Consider the following 20093-nt stretch of genomic DNA (forward strand, 5'->3'; position numbering starts at 1 on the left):
CTCAGCCTTCCGGAACGAGGAAGATCGCAGCGAGCGGCGGGATGGTGAGGCGAAGCTCACCGCCTTCGGCGTGAACCTCGCCGATATTCCCGACGTTGCTGCCGCCATAATGGGCAGAATCCGAGTTGAGCACTTCCTTCCATTTTCCGCCGAAGGGCACGCGCACGCGATAATTCTGGTAGACGTTCGGCGAGAAGTTGAGGATCACGAGGCAGCGCGCGTGCTCGTCGAATCCCTTGCGCAGCCAGGCGAACACGTTGCGGCTGGCGTCGTCCGTGATCAGCCATTCGAACCCGGCCTGGTCGCAATCCATCTGGTGCAGCGCGGGTACAGCGCGATACAGCCGGTTGAGATCGCGGATCAACGCCTGGATGCCCGCATGGTACTTGTATTCCAGCAGGTGCCAATCGAGCGACTGGTCGTGATTCCACTCCCGGCTCTGCGCAATTTCCGCGCCCATGAACAGCAGCTTCTTGCCGGGATGACCGAACATGAAGCTGTAATAGGCGCGCAAATTCGCGAAGCGCTGCCACTCGTCGCCGGGCATGCGGCCGAGGATCGAGCGCTTGCCGTGCACGACCTCGTCATGCGACAGCGGCAGGATGAAGTTTTCCGAGAACGCGTAGTGCAGGCCGAAGAGGATCTCGCCGTGGTGGTGCTTGCGGTAGATCGGGTCCTTGCTGATGTAGCTCAGCGTGTCGTGCATCCACCCCATGTTCCACTTGTAGCCGAACCCGAGCCCGCCGAATTCGACCGGGCGCGAGACCTGCGGCCAGGCGGTTGACTCTTCAGCTGCGGTCGTTGCCTGCGGGAAGCGTGCGAACACTTCCGTGTTGAAGCGCCGCAGGAAGTTGATGGCCTCGATGTTCTCCCGGCCGCCATACTGGTTGGGAACCCATGCGCCCGGGGGGCGGCTGTAGTCGAGATAGAGCATGGACGCCACCGCATCGACGCGCAGGCCGTCGATCGCATAGCGCTCCAGCCAGAACAGGGCGTTCGACACCAGGAAGTTCGTCACCTCGGTGCGCCCGTAATTGTAGATCAGCGTGCCCCAGTCGAGGTGGCGGCCCTGGAGCGGGTTGGCATGCTCATAAAGCGAGGTGCCGTCGAAATGGCCGAGCCCGTGCGGATCGTCCGGGAAATGGCCCGGCACCCAGTCGAGCAGCACGCCGATGCCTTCGCGATGGCAGGCGTCGACCAGCGCCGCGAAGTCGTCGGGCGTGCCGAAGCGGCTGGTCGGCGCATAGAGTCCGGTCGGCTGGTAGCCCCACGAGCCGTCGAATGGATGCTCGCTGACGGGCAGGAATTCGAGATGAGTGAAGCCCATGTCGCGGGCGTAGGCCGGCAGTTGCTCGGCCAGCTCGCGGTAGGTCAGCCATTCATTGTCGTTCGTGCGTCGCCAAGAGCCGAGATGGACCTCGTAGATCGACATCGGCGCCGACAATGAATTGATCCCGTCAGGCGCCGGGCGCGGCCGAGGCAGGTGCGCTTCGTCGAACACGATGGAAGCCGTCTTCGGCCGTACCTCGCTCGCAAAGGCCATCGGATCGGATTTCAACGGCAGCAGGTGGCCGTGCGGGCCGATGATCTCGAACTTGTAGTGATCGCCCGTCTTCGCATGCGGGATGAACAACTCCCAATAACCGTTGCCGCGCACCCGCATCGGATGACGCCGCCCGTCCCAGAAGTTGAAATCGCCAACCACCGACACGCGCCGCGCATTCGGCGCCAGCACGACGAACCCGATGCCGTCGACGCCCTCGAGCCGCATCGGATGGGCGCCGAGCTTGTCATAGATGCGCTGATGGGTACCTTCGCCGAGCAGGTAGAGGTCGAAGTCGGTCAGGATCGGGGGAAAACGGTAGGCATCCTCGAACTCGACGACGTTGTCGCCGAACCTTGCGCGGAGTTGGTAGTGCTTGGAGCCGTTTGGCAGGGCGCCGATGAACAGCCCGGAATCGTGGACACGGTCCAGCGGTGCAACCTCGCCATGTTCGCCGACCGCTTCGACATTGGTGGCCTCGGGCAGAAATGCGCGCACCACGCTCCTGCCGTCCTCCGGGTGCAGCCCGAGATAGTGGAAGGGATCGGAGTGGCGGCCCTCGATGATCGCATAGGCCTCGGCAGGCAGTTTAGGCATGGGCTTCGCTCTCGGCACTGGATAAAATGCGAAGCAGTCCGGTCAGCGGCGCATGGAGCCCCTCAGGCCGATGGGACAGCTCGTACTCGACTTCGTCGAACGCTTGATCAAGCAGGAAGAATCGTAACAGGGCATCCGCGGATTGCCGGTCTTCCGGCCATACTCTTCGATCGGTCATGGCTTCGCGATAGGCGGACAGGAAGGTCGCGGTGGCGCGCCCGCGCCATTCATCGAGCGCAGCCGCGAGCCGGTCCTGCTCGTCGGAGGCGCCGGTGAGCGCGCGGCTCAGTGCTGCGTTCACGGAAAGGTCAATCGAGTGGATCATGCCGGCGACGTCGCGCGCGGCGGGCAGCTTGCGCCGCTTGCTCGCCAGCGGTCGGCGCGGATCGCCGTCGAAATCGATGATGAAGATATCGTCCTTCACGATCAAAGTCTGCCCGAGCCGGAAGTCGCCATGATGACGGATGTTCAACCCGGCGATGTCGGATGGCAAGAGTGCATTCAGGCCGTCGAATAGGCCCGCGCGTGCCGCGATGAGCCGGTCGATCAGGGGGCGGTCCATCTCCCGAAGCCCGTCGCGGCTGTCGGCCAGCCGCTCGAGAACCCGCTCGGCACGCGCCCTCAGGTCGGACACCCAGGCCTTGATCTGGGCGGAGCCAATCGGCTCCGGGGCAAGATCATCTGCATCTGCCGCTGCCAGAGCGACGTGCAACTCGGCGAGCCTCCGGCCAATCTGCGCGACGAAATGCAGATAGGGAGCCTGCTCCTGCGTCTCGCGGAGCGTCTCGCCCGCCGGCATTACCCGTTGCTCGTCGATATAGCGATCGAGGTAGCCCGTGCTCACGGTCCAACCGTCGCCCTGGTTCTCGACATAAGCATGCAGCACGCCGAGTGCGCTGCGCTGGTTGCCTTCGACAAGCTCGACGCTGCCGAGCAGCGCCGGCGTGTTGGCGAAGCGCGCGACCTCGGTGAGATAGTGTCCGATCTCGATCTCCGGGCTGATGCCGCTTTCGAGCCGGCGGTAGATCTTGGCGACATACTGGTTGTCGACCAGCGCAGTGCTGTTGGACTGCTCGATCGCGCGGACCCGTTCCGGCTCCTTGATCGTGTAATCGGCGAAGCGGCTGGTCGGCTTGAACTCCAGCCGCAGGTTGTTCTCTTCCACCACCAGATTCTGCGACAGGTTGCGCAGTAACAGGCCGATGAAGATCTGGTCGGTCGCGACGTCGAGCAGCGTGCCTTCGCGCGCGCCCTGGCGCACGGCGGCCAGCGCCCTCGGATTGAAACGTTCGCGGTCGAAGCGTACCCACTCGATCTGCAGCGGCAGCACGTAGCGGGTGGCCGCGTCCGCCTGCCCGCTCTCGAAGAACGCGATCCACGGCCGGTTATCGCCGATGTCGCAGAACGGCACCGCCGAGGTCAGCGCGGTCTTGATGTGCTTGGGGTTGTGCTCGGGATACCACCTCGTTCGCGACAAGAATCCCGGCAGCACGTCGCGCTCGAACACGCCGCGCTCGCGGGCGAGAGAAACCCAGTTCGAGTTCACCGGCACCACGAGCGTCTCGAACTCCGGCACCGCGCGCGGCGTCACCGGCTCGGACTTGTCGCGCTCCTGAAGCTGGAACCAATAGAACCCGTAAGGCCCCAGGGTGATCATGTACGGCAGTTCGCCGATCGCTGGGAAGCGGGTGCGGCCCAGCATCTCCTGCGGAATGCGGTCCTTCCACGGCGACAGATCGAGCTCGGTCGCCTGCGCGGCTCGCGACAGATTGGCGACGCAGAGGATCACCTCGTCGCGGTATTGCCGGACGTAGGCGAGCACGGCGCGATTGACGGGACGGATGAACGTCATGGTGCCGCGGCCGAAGGCCAGCGTCGACTTCCGCACCGAGATCAGCCGCTTGGTGGCGCTGAGCAGGGACGACAGGCTGCGCGACTGCGCCTCCACGTTCACGGCCTCATAGCCGTAGACGGGGTCCATGATCAGCGGCGCGTACAGGCGGGCCGGATCGCAGCGCGAGAAGCCGCCGTTGCGGTCGGGGCTCCACTGCATCGGGGTGCGCACGCCGTTGCGGTCGCCGAGATAGATGTTGTCGCCCATGCCGATCTCGTCGCCGTAATAGATGATCGGCGTGCCGGGGAACGACAGCAGCAGCGAGTTCATCAGCTCGATCTTGCGGCGGTCGTTGTCCATCAGCGGCGCGAGGCGCCGGCGAATGCCGACATTGATGCGGGCGCGTGGATCGTTGGCGTAGGTGGTCCAGAGATAGTCGCGCTCGACGTCGGTGACCATCTCCAGCGTCAGCTCGTCGTGGTTGCGCAGGAACAGCGCCCATTGGCAGCTTGCCGGAATGTCCGGCGTCTGGCGCAGGATATCGGTGATGGGGAAGCGGTCCTCCTGCGCGATCGCCATGTAGATGCGGGGCATCAGCGGGAAGTGATAGGCCATGTGGCACTCGTCGCCGCGGCCGAAATATTCCTGCACGTCCTCCGGCCACTGATTGGCCTCGGCCAGCAGCAGCTTGCCCCTCGAATACGCGTCGAGCTCCTGGCGCAGCCGCTTGATGATCGCATGCGTCTCGGGCAGGTTCTCGTTCGAGGTGCCCTCGCGCTCGCACAGATAGGGAATGGCGTCGAGCCGGAAGCCGTCGACGCCGGCATCCAGCCAGCGCTTCATCACCTGGATGATGGCGCTGACCACGCGCGGATTGTCGAAATTGAGGTCCGGCTGGTGCGAGAAGAAGCGGTGCCAGTAGAATGCCCCGGCCTCGGGATCCCAGGTCCAGTTCGACTTCTCCGTGTCGGTGAAGATGATGCGCGTGCCCTGGTACTTCTGGTCGGTGTCGCTCCAGACGTACCAGTTGCGCGCGCTGGAGCCCGGATGGCTGCGCCGCGCGCGCTTGAACCATTTGTGCTGGTCCGAAGTGTGGTTGACGACGAGCTCGGTGATGACGCGCAAGCCGCGCTTCTGCGCTTCCTGGATGAAGCGCTTGAAGTCCTTCATCGTCCCGAAATCGGGATTGACCGAGCCGTAGTCGGCGATGTCGTAACCGTCGTCGCGGCCCGGCGACGGGTAGAACGGCAGCAGCCACAGCGCGGTGACGCCGAGCTCCTGGAGATAGGGCAGCTTCTCGGTCAACCCGGCAAAATCGCCGATGCCGTCATTGTTGCTGTCGGCGAAGGCCTTGACGTGAAGCTGGTAGATGATGGCGTCCTTGTACCAGAGCTCGTCCACGATCTCGGCAGCTTCAACCTTCTTGGTGTCGACGGAAGACAGAACATTCATGGCGTGAACCCTTACGCCAGGCAGCGGAACAGAAGGGCCGGATCGCGATCGGGATCGATTCGCAACCTGATCCCACCCCATTCGCTGCGGGACTGTTCGCCGGTGAGGAGGTTTTCGAGTGCCGTCACATGGTGACTCTGTCCGCCGGCGTCAACCATGACGTCGCCGAGGGGCAGCCAGCATTCTCGCACGTCGCGCGACAGCGCGACCACGATGACGACGGTGTTGCCGGGCCCGGCTGCCTCCTTGACGAAGGCGATGGTCTCGCCGTCCTCGATGCCAAGAAAGCGCAGATTGGCCGTCTGCTGCAGCGCTGGGTTCTCGTGGCGGACGCGATTGAGAGCGGCAATGTAGGGCTTGATGTTACCCGGCCTGTCCCAGTCGCGCTGCCTGATCTGGTACTTCTCGGAGTCCAGATATTCTTCGCGGCCGGGAATCGCCTCATGCTCCAGCAGCTCGAACCCGCTGTAGATGCCGTAATTGCCGGAAAGCGTCGCCGCAAGCGTGATGCGCGACTTGAAAGCCCAGCTCTCGCCGCCCTGCAGATGATAAGGCAACAGGTCAGGCGTGTTCACGAACATGTGCGGCCGGTAGAAATCGCGTTCCGGATGGCGCGTCAGCTCGCCGAGATATTGCTCCAGCTCCCACTTCGAGGTGCGCCAGGGGAAATAGGTGAAGGACTGCGCAAAGCCGATCTTGGCGAGGCCCTTCATCAGCTTCGGTCGTGCATAGGTCTTGGAGAACAGGATCACCTCGGGGTGGCGGCGGCGAATGTCGCGGATCAGCCATTCCCAGAACGCAAGCGGCGCAGTGTCGTGATTGTCGATGGCGAAGATCGTCACGCCATGGTCGATCCAGAACAGCATGGCATCGCGAAAGGCATTCCAAAGGCCTGCCCTGTCGACGGAGCCGAAATCGGGGATGACGATGTCGGAATAGGGGCCGTCCGCCGCCCGTATCGAGCGGTCCGGCCGCCATTTGAACCATTCCGGATGCTGCGTCAGCCAGGGATGGTCCGGCGAGCACTGCACGGCGAAATCCAGCGCGAGCTCGAGGTCATATTCGAGGCAGGTCGCCACCAGCGCGCGGAAATCCTCGATCGTGCCGAGCTCGGGATGCAGCGCATCGTGGCCGCCCGCGGCCGAACCGATCGCGTAGGGTGATCCGGGATCCCCGTCACTCGCCACCGGCGCGTTGTCGCGGCCTTTGCGGCGAGTGTGGCCAATGGGGTGGATCGGCGTGAAGTAGAGCACGTCAAAGCCCATGGCGGCGATGTCGGGCACGCGCGCGATGCAGTCGCGCAGCGTGCCGTGCCGGCCCGGCGATGCACTCTGGCTCCGCGGCATCATCTGATACCAGGCGCCGAAGCGCGCCTTGTCGCGGTCGATCGTCAGCGGGAAGGATGGTGAACGCGTCAGGTCGGGCCGCGACTGGCTCTCGGCCATGGCCTGGCCCAGCTCGGTCGTGAGCAGGGGGGTGACGTCCCCGCTTTGAAGATAATCCTCACACCGCCTGATGATGATTGCGGCGGCATCCTGCCGTGCGCCGTGCGCCTTGGTCAGCAGGCCGGCGCCCTCGATCGCATCGAGGCTGATGTCGGCCCCGGTGCGCTGCTTGCGCGCCACCGCGCGCGACCAGGTGGCGAACTCATCGGTCCAGGCTTCGATCGCGTAGATATATTGGCCGGGCTCAACGGGCGTGAATGCGCCGGACCAGCGGTCATTGCCGTGATGGGTCATCGGCTCGCTCCGCCATTCGCGGTCCTGCTCTTTCCGCCAGATCAGCGCAGCGGCGATCACCGCGTCACCGCCGCGATAGATGTCGGCCCAGACCTCGACCGGCTCGCCTGCGATCCGCTTCGCGGCGAAGCGGCCGCCGTCGATCGAGGGATAGACGTCCTCGATGAGGAAAGTGCCGCCGGCCGCAGCACTCTCGACAGTTTGAATTGTCTTGTTCACGGTGATGCCATTGACAAGAAAGCAGGAGCCCGTTTCCCTTGTCGGGAATCCACGCTTGGTACCATGATAGAAAGCCGCTTGTGTGTCATTGGTTCCGTTGGGAACGGCAAGCGCAGTCTGCGAGTTACCCCTGACTAACCTCTTCCGCGAGTTCGTTAAAATCAATACCCTTGGCCGAACAATGGCCTGCAAGCTGCGTGCCGAATGGATCTTTTAGCTCAAGCCCGGCTCAAGGGCGTTCAGTCCGAATTCATCGACGCCCTCGGCAAGCTGCGGGTGACCGCGCCCGAGGCGCTCAAGTCCATCCTCGACGCCCTGCCGGAGAAGCGGGTCTATCGCTTTGTCAGCGGTCCGGTCGTGGTCCGTGCGCTGGGACATCCACGCACGGAATTGGCGGCCATCGGTGCGCCGCCGCTGCAATGGAAACTCCTTGGCAACGGCAATGTGATCGCGACAGGCGAGACGCGCGAGCCCGTCATCGCCTGGCCCGCCGCCCTGCCGCTCGGATATCACCGCTTGACGCTGACCGATGCCGATGGCGTGACGGAAGAGGTGCCGATGATCGTGGCGCCCGAACGCTGCTTCGGTGGCGATTTCGACCGCGGCTGGCTGCTCGCCGTACAGCTCTACAGCGTCCGTTCGGACCGCAATTGGGGCATCGGGGATTTCACCGATCTTGCGGACCTGGTCAGGCTCGCCAAGCAGCTCGGGGCCGACGGCGTGGGGCTCAATCCGCTGCATGTCCTGTTCGACGACCGCCCGGCTGATTGCAGCCCCTATTCGCCGAACAGCCGGCTCTTCCTCAATCCTCTCTACATCGACGTCGAGGCTATTCCCGAATTCTCCGCCGAGCTCGTGCCCGACGCAGCCGTGACCGCGGCTCGTCTGCGCGAAGGTGACCGCGTCCCTTACACCGCCATGGCAAACTTGAAATGGCTGGGTCTGCGCGGTGCCTTTGAGCGTTTCGTGACAAGCGCGAGCGACGCGCGTCGCAAGGAGTTCGACGCCTTCCGCGCCGCCCGGGCACCGCTCCTGTCCCGCTTCGCCTGCTTCGAGGTTCTGCGACATCGCTTCGCCGTGCCCTGGTGGGAATGGCCGTCGGAGTGGCAACGGCCGGATGAAGCGAAATGTGCCGAGCTGCGCAAGGGGCCCGACAAGCGGGAGGTCGAGTTCGTCGAATTCGTGCAATGGACGGCTGACAGCCAGCTGCATGCAGCCAAGGAGCTGGCCGGTCAGCTCGGCATGCGGGTCGGGCTCTATCTCGATGTTGCGGTCGGCGTGCAATCCAACGGCTTCGATGCCTGGAACGAGCAGACGGCGATTTCCCGCCAGCTCGCCGTCGGTGCGCCGCCCGACGTGCTCAACACGATCGGCCAGGACTGGGGCCTTGCCGGCTTCAATGCCGGCGGCCTCGAAGCGCAGTCCTTCGTGCCGTTCGCCGACATGCTCGCGGCCTCGATGCGCCATGCCGGGGCCATCCGGCTCGACCACGTGCTCGGCCTGAAGCGGCTTTATCTCGTGCCACGCGGCTTCAAACCCGACAACGGTGCCTACGTCGAGATGCCGTTCGAGGCACTGCTGGCAGTGGTGACGCGCGAGAGCGCGGCCCATAGGTGCATCGTGATCGGCGAGGACCTCGGCACCGTGCCGGAAGGCTTCCGCGAGACGATGCAGGATTTCGGTATCTGGTCCTATCTCGTCATGATGTTCGAGCGCGACGATGCCGGCCATTTCCGCAACGTCGATCACTACCGGCCCAATGCGCTGGTCACGCTGAACACGCATGATCTGTCGACCTATGCCGGCTGGCGTTCGTTCGGCGATCTCAAGATGAAGCGTTCGCTCGGGCTCGATCCCGGCGAGAACGATCAGGCGCGCTGGGATGCGCTCGGCAGGCTGGACGAGATCCTGCGCCAGAACGGCATCAGGGCGAACGATCTCTATTCGGTGCTCGCCTTCCTGTCGCGCACGCCCTCGCGGCTGCTCGCAGTATCGCTGGAAGATCTCCTGGGTGTGGTCGATCAGCCAAACATTCCCGGCACGATCGACGAGCATCCGAACTGGCGCCAGCGTCTTCCGGTCGCGCTGGACAAGATCGCGTCCAAAGTCGATCTGGCAGCTTTGAAGGCCGCGACACGGGAACGGTCGTTGCCCGGCGGAAATTGAACAGGTTGGACGGCTTTGTCTCAGAGGATCGAGGACTATGCGCTGATCGGCGATTGCGAGACCGCGGCGCTGGTCGGGCGCAACGGCTCGATCGATTGGCTCTGCTGGCCTGCATTCGATTCCGATGCCTGCTTTGCCGCCATCCTGGGCACGCATGAGAACGGGCGCTGGCTGATCGCGCCGAGCGAGGGTGCGACCGCCATCTCGCGGCGCTACATCGGCAACACCCTGATTCTCGAAACGCGTTTCGAGACGATTGGCGGCACCGTCGCCCTGATCGACTTCATGCCGCTGCGCGGCAAGGCGTCCGACATCGTGCGGCTGGTTCGCGGCGTCGACGGCACGGTGAAGATGCGGATGGAGCTCGTCATCCGGTTCGGATTTGGCGCCAACATTCCCTGGGTGCGGCGTATTGACCACTCCCTGATGGCGATTGCCGGCCAGGACCTGATCGTGTTGCGAACACCCGTCGAGACCCGCGGCGAGAATCTGACGACCGTTGCCGAATTCGAGGTGAAGGCCGGCGAGACGGTGCCCTTCGTGCTGGCCTACGGTCCCTCGCACCTCGATCCGCCGGCGCCGATCGATCCGGAAATCGCTCTCCAGGAGACCGAGAGATTCTGGCAGGATTGGTGCGGCCATTGCACCCGCGACGGCGATTATCAAGAGCTCGTGTTGCGTTCGCTGATCACGCTGAAGGCCCTGACCTTCGCGCCGACCGGCGGCATCGTCGCGGCACCCACCACTTCCTTGCCGGAGAAGCTTGGCGGCAGCAGGAACTGGGACTACCGCTTCTGCTGGCTGCGCGACGCCACCTTCACGCTGCTGGCGCTGATGAACTCTGGCTACACCGAGGAGGCCCTGGCCTGGCACAATTGGCTACTGCGTGCGGCCGCCGGTTCGCCGGCGAAGATGCAGATCATGTACGGCATCTGGGGCCAGCGCCGGCTGCTCGAATGGGAGGCGGGCTGGCTCGGCGGCTACGAGGGCGCGCGGCCCGTGCGGGTCGGCAATGCCGCGCATGCGCAGCTCCAGCTCGACGTCTACGGCGAATTGATCGACGCCTTCCACCAGTCGCGCATGGCCAAGCTCGAGCTCGACGATGAGACTTGGGCGCTGGAATGCGCCGTGCTCAATCATTTGGCCGAGGTTTGGGACCGGCCCGATCACGGGATCTGGGAGCGGCGCGGCCAGCCCAGGCACTACGTCTTCTCCAAGGTGATGACCTGGGTCGCCTTCGACCGCGGCATCAAGAGCGCAGAGACGTTCGGCTTCAAGGCGCCGCTCCTGCACTGGCGCACCTTGCGCGATGCGATTCATCGCGACGTCTGCAACAGGGGCTTCGACGCGGAGGAGAACGCCTTCGTCGAATCCTACGGCTCGAAACTGCTTGATGCCAGCGTGCTGCTGCTGCCCGAGGTCGGGTTCCTGCCGCCTTCGGATCCGCGCATTCGCGGCACCATTGCCGCCGTGGAGAAATGCCTGATGCGCGGCGGCTTCGTGCTGCGGCACGATCCGCGCGAGCTGCCAGCGGACCAGCCGCCGCTCGAAGGTGCGTTTCTGGCCTGTAGCCTGTGGCTCGCCGATGCCTATGTGCTGTCAGGCGATCTCGACAAGGCGCAGGAATTGTTTGACCGAGTGGTCGGCATTGCGAATGACGTCGGCTTGCTGGCAGAGGAATATGATTCAGACGCCCGACGTCAGACCGGCAACTTCCCGCAGGCGCTGACCCACATCGCCCTGATCAACACCGCACATAATCTGTCGGCGGCAAGGCAAGGCAGCGAGAAACCGGCGGTGCAGCGGTCGAAGTGACTATGACAGAAATAAAAGCTATCGACCGCACTCACTCGCAATGACGCCAGGGTTGACGCTCCAGCTAACCCACCCCATTCCGCATCAGGATCATCTCCATCGCCTCGGCAAAACCGTCCTGCTCATTGGTCGCGGTGACGTGCGTCGCCTCGTCCTTCACGTTTTCGGCGGCGTTGCCCATTGCGATCGAGACACCGCTGACGCGGAACATGGCCAGGTCGTTCTGCATGTCGCCGATGGTGGCGACCGCGTCGGTCGAAACGCCGAGGCGCTTGGCCATGGCCTGCACGAAGGTGCCCTTGTTGAAGCCGGGCGGGGTGATGTCGAGATAATAGGTTTGCGAACGTACCGCGGTCGCCGCGCTGCCGAGGGCTTCCTGCATGACCTTCTCGCACGCCTCGAGGCGGGGGGCGTCGGCGCTGGCGCCGACGATCTTGCAGGCGCCGGCAAGGTACGGCGACAGGTCAGTCACGATGGTCGGATCGGAGCGGATCGTGTGCCGCTCGTGCGCGACGTACTTTCCGTCCGGATTGTCGATCAGCCATTTGTCGGTGGTGAAGAGCCAGACGTCGGCGCCGAACTCGCGGAGGATCTGCAGGGCCCGCTCGGCCGCAGCCGCGGGAATCAGGTGCTGCTCGACCGGCCTCATCTCGGGATCGATGATCGAGGAGCCGTTGAACGGACCGACCGGCAGCCAGAGTGCCAGCGGCTCGATCAAGAAGCGCATGCCGATCGCGGGCCGGCTGGAGGTGATGGTGAAGCCGATGCCGGCCTGGTGCAGCCGCTGCACGGCGTTCTTCGCACGCTCCGTCAGCGTCTTGTCCTTGGTCAGCAGCGTGCCGTCGACATCGGACACCACGAGTGAGATTTGCGTCATGGCCAGACCTTGGAAATCATCAGGTTTGTTGCCTCAGCGTCCTACGCCGCCCAGTTTCAGCTGCCGCACGATGCCGTCCACGATCGCTTCGACGGTCTCGTCGATCGAAACGGTGATGACGTGCTCGCTCGCCTCGGGCGGCTCCAGCGTGTCGAACTGGCTCGTCAGCAGCCCTGGCGGCATGAAGTGGCCCTTGCGGTGCGCCAGGCGCTCTGCGATCAGCTCCTTGGTGCCCTTCAGGAAGACGAAGCGCACGTCGTCGCGCCCGCGCAGCAGCACGTCGCGATAGGCGTGCTTCAGCGCCGAGCAGGCGATGATGACGTGCTCGCCCCGTCTGCAGACAAGCGCGATCTCGTCGGCGATGGCATTGAGCCAGGGCCAGCGGTCCTCGTCCGTGAGCGGATGGCCCGCCCGCATCTTCTCGACGTTGCTGGCGGGATGGAAGCTGTCGCCGTCCTCGAAACGCCAGCCGAGACGTTGGCCGAGCGCCTCCGCGATCGTGCTCTTGCCCGAGCCCGACACGCCCATCACGATCAATGCACAGGGTGCTTCAGCGCGGCCCACGAATTTCCTCCGGAAGCGCGGCCCTGTCCACCATCCAGACGGTCTCGCCATTCGAGCGCGCGCGCAAGGCGGGCAGGTTCTCGCCGTTGAAGAGGCGCGTCAAGATCGGTCGCTTGTCGGGCCCGGCAATCTCGAACAGCATCTCGCGGCACGAGGCCAAAGTGGGCAGGGTGAGCGAGACGCGCGGCACGAACGGCGCGACATTGGCCTTGGGCACGCCGACGGCCCAGCGCTCGGTCTCTTCGATTTCGGGAAAGCCCGGGAAAAGCGAGGCGGTGTGGCCGTCCGGTCCAGCACCCATCAGAACGAGATCGAACAGCGGGCGCGCCCGATCGAGCCGGTCCGAGCCGTAGAAGGCCTGTAGCTCGCGTGCATAGGCTTCGGCGCCGGCCTCGGGATTCTCGCCCGTGGTTGGAATCGGATGGATATGTTCGGGCGGCGCGTTGCCGTCGAGAAACGCCGCGCGCGCGATTGCCATGTTGTTGAGGGGATCGCTTTCGGGCACGAAGCGCTCGTCGCCGATGAACCAGTGTGCACGCTGCCACGGAATCCTGCCGCGCCAGCCGTCGCTGCCGAGCAATTCGTAGAGCCTCTTCGGGCTGGAGCCCCCGGTGAGACAGATCGCGATACGCCCGGGATTGGCCGCGATCCGCGCCAGCAGCCGTTCGGCCGCGGCGCGGGCCAAGGCTTCGGCGCCGGTTTCGACGATCAGCTTCGGCTGGTCGGCCGCGATCACGAGTATTTCCGCCAGCTTCGGCCGTCGCGCCGGAGCAACTCGTCCGCGCATTTCGGGCCGTCGCTGCCGGCCTCATAAGTCTCGATGCCGTTGGTGCCTGCATTCTTCCAGGCGTCGAGGAACGGCTGCACGGCTTGCCAGCCGGCCTCGACGCCGTCGGCGCGTTGGAACAGGATATTGTCGCCGATCATGCAGTCGTAGATCAGCGTCTCGTACCCGGTTGAGGGATCGGCGCGGAAATAGTCGCCGTAGCGGAATTTCATCTCGACGCCGTCGATGGTGACGCTCGGCCCGGGGATCTTGGCGTTGAATTGAAGCTCGATGGTCTCGGTGGGCGCAATGCCGATGGTGAGGAAGTTCTGCGACAGGCGGTCGACCGCCGTCCCCGAGAACATCGAGAGCGGCGCCTGCTTGAACTTGATCGCGACCTCGGTGCGCTTGTGCGCCAGCGCCTTGCCGGTGCGCAGGTAGAACGGCACGCCGGCCCAGCGCCAGTTGTCGATCATCAGTTTCAGGGCGACGTAGGTTTCGGTGGTGCTGTCCGGTCTGATGTCCGCGGTTTTGCGATAGTCCGGAATCTCCTCGTCGCCGACACGGCCGGCCAGATACTGTGCGCGTACCGAGTTCCTCAGTGCTTCCTCTTCACTGGGCCGCTGGATCGCGGTGAGAATGTCGGACTTCTCGGAGCGCACGGAATGCGCGTCGAATCGCGTCGGCGGCTCCATCGCCACCAGCGACATCAGCTGGAACAGATGGTTCGGCACCATGTCGCGCAGCGCGCCGGTTGCATCATAGAAGCCGCCGCGATGGCCGACGCCCAGCTTCTCCTCGACCGTGATCTGGACATGGTCGATGTGGTTGCGATTCCAGATCGGCTCGAACATGCCGTTGGCAAAGCGCAGCACCAGGATGTTCTGCACCGTCTCCTTGCCGAGATAGTGGTCGATCCGGTAGATCTGGTGCTCCTCCATGATCTTCAGGAGTTCGGCGTTCAGTGCGCGCGCCGAGGCGAGGTCGGTGCCGAACGGCTTTTCGATCACGAGCCTTCGCCAGGCGCCGTTCTCCTTCATCAGGCCGGTGCGGCCGAGCTCCCGCGCCGTCGGTGCGAACGCGGCGGGCGGGGTGGCCAGGTAGAACAGGCGATTGCCGCCGGTGCCTTCCGAACATTCCAGCGTGTCGAGATGCCTGCTCAGGCGGTCGAACGAGGATGGGTCCTTGGCGTCGGCCTCCACGAAGGTGACGCACTGCAGCAGCTGTTTGGCGACGTCATCGTCCACGGGACGCGTTGCGAATTCGCGCAGGCCCTTCATCAGGCTCTGGCGCAGCTCGTCGTCCGACTGGCTCTTCCGGGCGGCGCCGACGACGCAGAACTTTTCCGGCAACAGGTTCTCTGCGGCGAGATTATAGAGTGACGGCATCACCAGCCGGTGGGTGAGGTCGCCGGTCACGCCAAAGATGACGAAGGCGCAATTGTCGGGCTTGCGCTTGGGCTGCGGGTCTTTTGTCACGAACTGTCGGCCTTCGCTTGGTTGTCGTTTACTTTGGCTTCGCCGCGCCCGGCTGCTTCGGCTCCTTGTGGCCGCCGAACCCTGCACGCATCGCGGAGAGAATTTTTTCAGCGAAGGTGTGTTCCTTCCGGGAACGAAAACGTGCGTAGAGCGCCGCGGTCAGGACTTCGGCCGGCACCGCCTCGTCGATCGCGGCATTCACGGTCCAGCGACCCTCGCCGGAATCCTCGACGAACCCGGAATACTCCGACAGCTGCGGGCTGTCGGCGAGCGCAGTCGAGGTGAGGTCGAGCAGCCAGGACGGGATCACGCTTCCGCGCCGCCACACCTCGGCGATGTCGGCGAGATCGAAATCGTAGCGGTGGTCTGGCGGCAGAGCTGCGATGTTCGCGTTCTTGAGAATGTCGAAGCCTTCGGCATAGGCCTGCATCAGGCCGTACTCGATGCCGTTGTGGATCATCTTGACGAAGTGACCGGCCCCGACGGGCCCGGCATGGATGTAGCCTTGTTCGATACGGGGATCGCGCCCCTCGCGCCCCGGCGTGCGCGGAATGTCGCCCGCGCCCGGAGCGAGTGCGGCGAAGATCGGATCGAGCCGGTCGACCACCTGCTTCTCGCCGCCGATCATCATGCAATAGCCACGGTCGAGGCCCCAGACGCCGCCGGAGGTGCCGACGTCGACATAGTGGATGCCGCGGGCCTTCAATGCCTTGCCGCGACGGACGTCGTCCTGCCAGAAGGTGTTGCCGCCGTCGATGATGACGTCGTCCGCCTGCATCACGCCCGCGATCGTCTCGATCGTGGTTTCGGTGATGTGCCCTGCAGGCAGCATCACCCAGGCGGCGCGCGGCCGCTCCATCTTCGAGACGAACTCTTCGAGCGTTGCCGAGCCGACCGCGCCGTCAGCGGCAAGGCCTGCGACGGCATTGGCGTCCTTGTCGTAGACCACGGTCGAGTGGCCGTGGCGCATCAGGCGGCGAACGATGTTGCCGCCCATTCGGCCGAGGCCGATCATGCCGAGTTGCATCTGCTATATCCCTTAATTCAGCGCGTCGTTGAGCGCCGCATTGAGCGTCGCGAGACCTTTCTTGAGCCCGCCCTTCAGGTGTACGCGCAGCGCGCGTCGGCCCCGCTCCGTGAGGACGTCGAAATCGCCGCGCGCCTGTGCCGCCTTGATGATTCCGAAGCTCGCCTTCTGGCCCGGCACCGGCAGGTCCTGGGCATCGTCCGCCGTGATCTGGAGAAAGACGCCGCTGTCGGGGCCCCCCTTGTAGGCCTGCCCTGTGGAGTGCAGAAAGCGCGGCCCGAACTCGGCACAGGTCGCAACGTGACGCTTCTCGCGCACCTCGAGGCGCATGGCCTGGAGCGCCTCGACCGTCGCCTTGTCGCGCGCGATGTAGCCGAGCAGGGCGACATAGTCGCCGTCGCCCGAACGCGACAGATGCGCCCTCAGCCAGGAGGTGAGATCGCCGTCGGCGCCGGCGGCCCGCAGCGCCGTGGCGTTGGCCTCGTCCGTGTAGAGATCTGCCTCCCTGGTGCTGATCACCGGCTGTTCTTCCGGCAGCGCCCCGGTCTTCTCGAAGGCGGTGGTGAGCTCGCGCGTCTTGATCTTGGCCGCCTCCACGTCCGGCTGGTCGAACGGGTTGATGCCGAGGATCGAGCCGGCGACCGCCGTCGCCATCTCGAAGCGGAAGAACTCCTGGCCGAGATGCTCGATCGACTTCATGACGATGCGCACCACGGGATGACCGGCCGCCTCGATCGCGGCAAGCTTGGAATCGTGGGCGGCGTCCGCTTCGCCTTCGACGCGGATGTCGATGAAGAAGCGGTCGTTGCCGTAAACCGAGGGATCGCCCAGCGGCTCGCCATCGATCGGGATCAGGCCCTTGCCCTCCTTGCCGGTCGATTCCGCGATGAGCTGCTCGGCCCAGGCGCCGAAATCGGCCATCTTCTTCGAGGCCAGGATCGTCACCTTGTCGCGGCCGTCGAGCCCGGCCAACCCCATGGCAAGGCCAAGCTGCACGCCCGGGTTCTCGCTCGGCGGAACATCCGGCCCGCAGGAGCGGACCATCGCCAGCGCGTGCTTGACGAAGGTCTTCACGTCGATGCCGGCGGTCGCTGCCGGCACGAGGCCGAACGGCGAAAGCACGGAGTAGCGCCCGCCGATCGATGGCTCGCCATGGAAGATGCGGGCGTAGTGCAGCTGCTTCGCCGCCTTCTCAAGCGACGAGCCGGGATCGGTCACCGCGATGAAGCGATGGCCGGTCTTCACCTTCGGCCCGACCGCCTGCGCGACGCGCTCGTGGAAATAGTCCTTCATCGCATTCGGCTCGGTGGTGCCGCCGGACTTGCTGGAGACGATGAACACGGTGTTGGCGATGTCGATCTTCGCCTCCATCGCGCGCACCTGCGCCGGGTCGGTGGAGTCAAGCACATGCAGCTTCGGGAAGCCCGGCTTCTTGCCGAAGGTCTCGGCCAGCACCTCGGGCCCGAGACTCGATCCGCCCATGCCGAGCACCACGGCATCGGAGAACTTCTGCCCCTTCACGCGGCCGGCATAGTCCTCGTAATCGGCAATGTCGGCCTTGGCCGGGCTGTCGAGCCAGCCCAGCCATTTGTCCTCGTCTGCGCCGGTCCAGACCGACTTGTCACGCTGCCACAGCCGGCGGATCTTGGCTGACGCCCGCCATTTCTCGGTGCTCTCAGCCAGGGCTTTGCCGAGGCCGTCCCCGAGCGAGATCTCCTGGCGATCGAGCGCCGGCCCGAGCACGACGGCGCGCTTGTGGGCGACCGCCCCGTAGAGCTTGTCGGCGGCATCCGCAAACAGCTTGACGCCGTCCTTGACCAGCTCTTCGGTGATCGTATCGAGCGAGATGCCCGAGCGCTCCAGCTCCTCGAGCACGCGCCTTGCGTCCTCGACATTCTCTTCCAGGCTGTCGCGCGGCTTGCCATGGTCGCGGAACGCATCCAGCGTTGCCGGCGGCACGGTGTTGATGGTGTCGGGGCCGATCAGCTCCTCGACATAGAGCACATCGCTGTAGTCCTTGTTCTTGGTGCCGGTGGAGGCCCAAAGCATGCGCTGCGGCCTGGCGCCTTTGGCGGCAAGCTTCTCCCAGCGAGGACCCGAGAACAGGCGCTTGTAGTCCTGGTAGGCCAGCTTGGCGTTGGCGATCGCGATCTTGCCCTTCAGCGCGGCGAGCCGTTCCTTCTCGGATGGATCGTTGGCGCGGGCGATCTTCTCGTCGAGCTGCTTGTCGACGACCGAATCGATGCGGCTGACGAAGAAGCTTGCCACGCTGGCGACATGCGAAGGATCGCCGCCGCCGGCAACGTATTTCTCGAGTCCGGCAATGTAGGCCTCAGCCACCCGGAGATAGACCGCCTTCGAGAACAACAGTGTAATGTTGATGCTGATGCCTTCGCCGATCAGCTGCTCGATCGCCGGCAGGCCCTCCGGCGTCGCCGGGACCTTCACCATCAGGTTCTTGCGATTGACGTCTTTCCAGAGCCGCCGTGCTTCGGTGACCGTGCCGGCGGTGTCCATGGCAAGATAGGGCGAGACTTCCAGGCTGACATAACCATCGCCGCCCTTGAGACGGTCGTAGACCGGACGGAGCACGTCGGCGGCATTCTGGATGTCCTCGACCGCGACGGCCTCGAACAGGTCGGCAACCGTCCGGTCGCCGCGCTTCAGCGCCTTGCCGATCGGCGCGTCATACTCGTCGGAGCTGCCGATCGCCTTCTCGAAGATCGACGGATTGGAGGTGACGCCTTTGACGCCGTCGGTCTCGATCAGCCGCTTCAGGTCGCCCTTGGCGATGAAGCCGCGGGCAAGGAAGTCCAGCCAGACGGCTTGGCCGTGCTTTTCCAGTTCTTTGACGGGATTCATGATGCTTCTTTATCTCCAAGCCTGCGGCGAGGGGTTTCCGCGCCGGTCCTGACGCGCTATCCTCTAACTTACATGCTCCCGGGAGGGAACCAATCAAGGGTGTGGGAGTCATACCCTCCAGTGTAACTCCGTCGCGATCATGGCGATCCAGGCGGCAGTGGCTGTGTTGCGTAAGGGTCGTTGTCCGCGAGGACGCGGCCGAAGTCCCTTGCGTAGCGCCGGCCGCCTCGCCTCGTCAGCCAGCGGTTGCGTGGAGTGCCAGCGACGGATTTGGATTCGCCGTCGCAGAATGGCTCGGTCGCGAATGGCCGTGCTGGGGGAGAGCATGCAGGCCCACAAGGAAGGTTTGGCGTTCGCCGTCGCCAACAGCCCGCAAGCGGCTGGGTCGGCGGCCGGCATCGACGCCTCCCGCGACCTCGAAATCCCGCGTTGCGTGATGCAGTTGCGGCTGCTGGTCGCGGCAGGGTTCGCGATGACACTGCTCAGTGCAAGCCTTGCCTTCGACTGGTGGGATGGCTTCGGCGACTATGACAAGAGCGTCGGCTATGCCGGCGTCGTGCTGTTCGGCCTCGTGACGGCGTGCCTGATCTGGATGCTTCCCGCCGAACGAGGGGCTGTGGTGGTCGTCACTCCCTACGGCATCCGCGATCTTCGCATTGGCAATGAATTTCTGCTGTGGGAGTCGATCGAGGAGATTTCGGCCGAAGAGTGCCGCGGCCACAAGGCGATCGCGCTGACGCCCACGCCGGCGTTGCGGCACCAGCTGCGCGCCATCCCAACCCTGGCCAGCTATGCGCAGAACGGCCGCATTGTCATCCGCCCGGAGGGCCTGGCGACCGATTTTGAGACATTGCTGCGCGCTTGCCGCGACTGCCACGCTTCCAGCAGCGCGCGCACTGCATTGCAGCAGGATGATGAACGCGGCGGGCAAGGCTTCGCCGTACAAGTGTCATAACATCGCCGCTCCGGCATCGCTATGCTGCATTGCCGGATGAAGACATTCCCCGGTAAGGCCCGGATGTTGCGACCAAGTGACATTTTCTGGAAATGAGCCAATATAGACATAGATTCGCACAAATTACAGGCATGTGCCTGTTCGTAACTCATGGAGTGCCTACGTTGTGCGTTGCGTCGTGTTGGCGCCCGGGTGTCCA

Annotated in this window: 12 protein-coding genes; 3 read left to right on the forward strand and 9 right to left on the reverse strand. The window is 64.6% G+C overall.

Features of this window, described 5'->3' with window-relative positions; genetic code table 11:
* Position 1: 1 nt before the first annotated feature.
* From glgB to ASG57_RS13530, 3 genes are read right to left on the reverse strand one after another with little or no spacing between them, the layout of a single operon-like run.
* Positions 2 to 2140 (reverse strand): 1,4-alpha-glucan branching protein GlgB, encoded by a 2139-nt coding sequence (gene glgB / locus ASG57_RS13520; RefSeq protein ID WP_057196511.1) that lies wholly within the window; start codon positions 2138 to 2140, stop codon positions 2 to 4.
* The gene (gene treS / locus ASG57_RS13525; RefSeq protein WP_024339403.1) at positions 2133 to 5426 is read right to left on the reverse strand and encodes a maltose alpha-D-glucosyltransferase; all 3294 of its coding nucleotides are present in this window, start codon (positions 5424 to 5426) and stop codon (positions 2133 to 2135) included. The genes glgB and treS overlap by 8 nt, the downstream gene beginning before the upstream one ends.
* A gap of 11 nt (positions 5427 to 5437) precedes the next feature.
* Positions 5438 to 7384: a maltotransferase domain-containing protein gene (locus ASG57_RS13530; RefSeq protein WP_057196512.1), complete on the reverse strand. Its 1947-nt coding sequence runs from the start codon at positions 7382 to 7384 to the stop codon at positions 5438 to 5440.
* Positions 7385 to 7588: 204 nt separating this feature from the next.
* Between ASG57_RS13530 and malQ the strand changes: the two genes are divergently transcribed.
* Positions 7589 to 9550 (forward strand): 4-alpha-glucanotransferase, encoded by a 1962-nt coding sequence (gene malQ, locus ASG57_RS13535; protein WP_057196513.1) that lies wholly within the window; start codon positions 7589 to 7591, stop codon positions 9548 to 9550.
* A 15-nt stretch (positions 9551 to 9565) separates the two neighbouring features.
* Positions 9566 to 11365, forward strand: coding sequence for a glycoside hydrolase family 15 protein (locus ASG57_RS13540; RefSeq protein ID WP_024339406.1), 1800 nt, complete (start codon positions 9566 to 9568; stop codon positions 11363 to 11365).
* A 64-nt stretch (positions 11366 to 11429) separates the two neighbouring features.
* Here the strand turns inward: ASG57_RS13540 and ASG57_RS13545 are convergent, their stop codons facing one another.
* From ASG57_RS13545 to ASG57_RS13570, 6 genes are read right to left on the reverse strand one after another with little or no spacing between them, the layout of a single operon-like run.
* Positions 11430 to 12242 (reverse strand): Cof-type HAD-IIB family hydrolase, encoded by an 813-nt coding sequence (locus tag ASG57_RS13545; protein WP_024339407.1) that lies wholly within the window; start codon positions 12240 to 12242, stop codon positions 11430 to 11432.
* A gap of 33 nt (positions 12243 to 12275) precedes the next feature.
* Complete coding sequence (locus tag ASG57_RS13550; RefSeq protein ID WP_024339408.1) at positions 12276 to 12806, reverse strand: gluconokinase; 531 nt, start codon at positions 12804 to 12806, stop codon at positions 12276 to 12278.
* Positions 12793 to 13542 (reverse strand): 6-phosphogluconolactonase, encoded by a 750-nt coding sequence (gene pgl, locus ASG57_RS13555; protein WP_057196514.1) that lies wholly within the window; start codon positions 13540 to 13542, stop codon positions 12793 to 12795. Before pgl ends, ASG57_RS13550 begins: the two co-directional genes overlap by 14 nt.
* On the reverse strand, positions 13539 to 15050 hold the full coding sequence (gene zwf, locus ASG57_RS13560) for a glucose-6-phosphate dehydrogenase (RefSeq protein WP_024339410.1): 1512 nt from the start codon (positions 15048 to 15050) through the stop codon (positions 13539 to 13541). The genes pgl and zwf overlap by 4 nt, the downstream gene beginning before the upstream one ends.
* A 28-nt stretch (positions 15051 to 15078) precedes the next feature.
* Entirely contained in the window at positions 15079 to 16077 is a 999-nt protein-coding gene (gene gnd / locus ASG57_RS13565) for a phosphogluconate dehydrogenase (NAD(+)-dependent, decarboxylating) (protein WP_057196515.1), read from the reverse strand.
* Between the two features lie 12 nt (positions 16078 to 16089).
* On the reverse strand, positions 16090 to 18939 hold the full coding sequence (locus tag ASG57_RS13570) for a bifunctional transaldolase/phosoglucose isomerase (protein ID WP_057196516.1): 2850 nt from the start codon (positions 18937 to 18939) through the stop codon (positions 16090 to 16092).
* 304 nt (positions 18940 to 19243) lie between these two features.
* On the opposite strand from ASG57_RS13570, the gene ASG57_RS13575 reads away from it, so the two are divergent.
* Complete coding sequence (locus ASG57_RS13575) at positions 19244 to 19894, forward strand: STM3941 family protein (protein ID WP_057196517.1); 651 nt, start codon at positions 19244 to 19246, stop codon at positions 19892 to 19894.
* Positions 19895 to 20093: the final 199 nt, after the last annotated feature.

Origin of the sequence: Bradyrhizobium sp. Leaf396 (assembly GCF_001424605.1) — a bacterium.
Classification (GTDB): Bacteria; Pseudomonadota; Alphaproteobacteria; order Rhizobiales; family Xanthobacteraceae; genus Bradyrhizobium; species Bradyrhizobium japonicum_C.

Bases quoted from the DNA above. Each gene is read 5' to 3' on its own strand.
- treS (WP_024339403.1), bottom strand. From the start codon at position 5,426: ATGAATGTTCTGTCTTCCGTCGACACCAAGAAGGTTGAAGCTGCCGAG.
- malQ (WP_057196513.1), top strand. From the start codon at position 7,589: ATGGATCTTTTAGCTCAAGCCCGGCTCAAGGGCGTTCAGTCCGAATTC.
- ASG57_RS13575 (WP_057196517.1), top strand. From the start codon at position 19,244: ATGGCCGTGCTGGGGGAGAGCATGCAGGCCCACAAGGAAGGTTTGGCG.
- ASG57_RS13570 (WP_057196516.1), bottom strand. From the start codon at position 18,939: ATGAATCCCGTCAAAGAACTGGAAAAGCACGGCCAAGCCGTCTGGCTG.
- ASG57_RS13545 (WP_024339407.1), bottom strand. From the start codon at position 12,242: ATGACGCAAATCTCACTCGTGGTGTCCGATGTCGACGGCACGCTGCTG.
- glgB (WP_057196511.1), bottom strand. From the start codon at position 2,140: ATGCCTAAACTGCCTGCCGAGGCCTATGCGATCATCGAGGGCCGCCAC.
- gnd (WP_057196515.1), bottom strand. From the start codon at position 16,077: ATGCAACTCGGCATGATCGGCCTCGGCCGAATGGGCGGCAACATCGTT.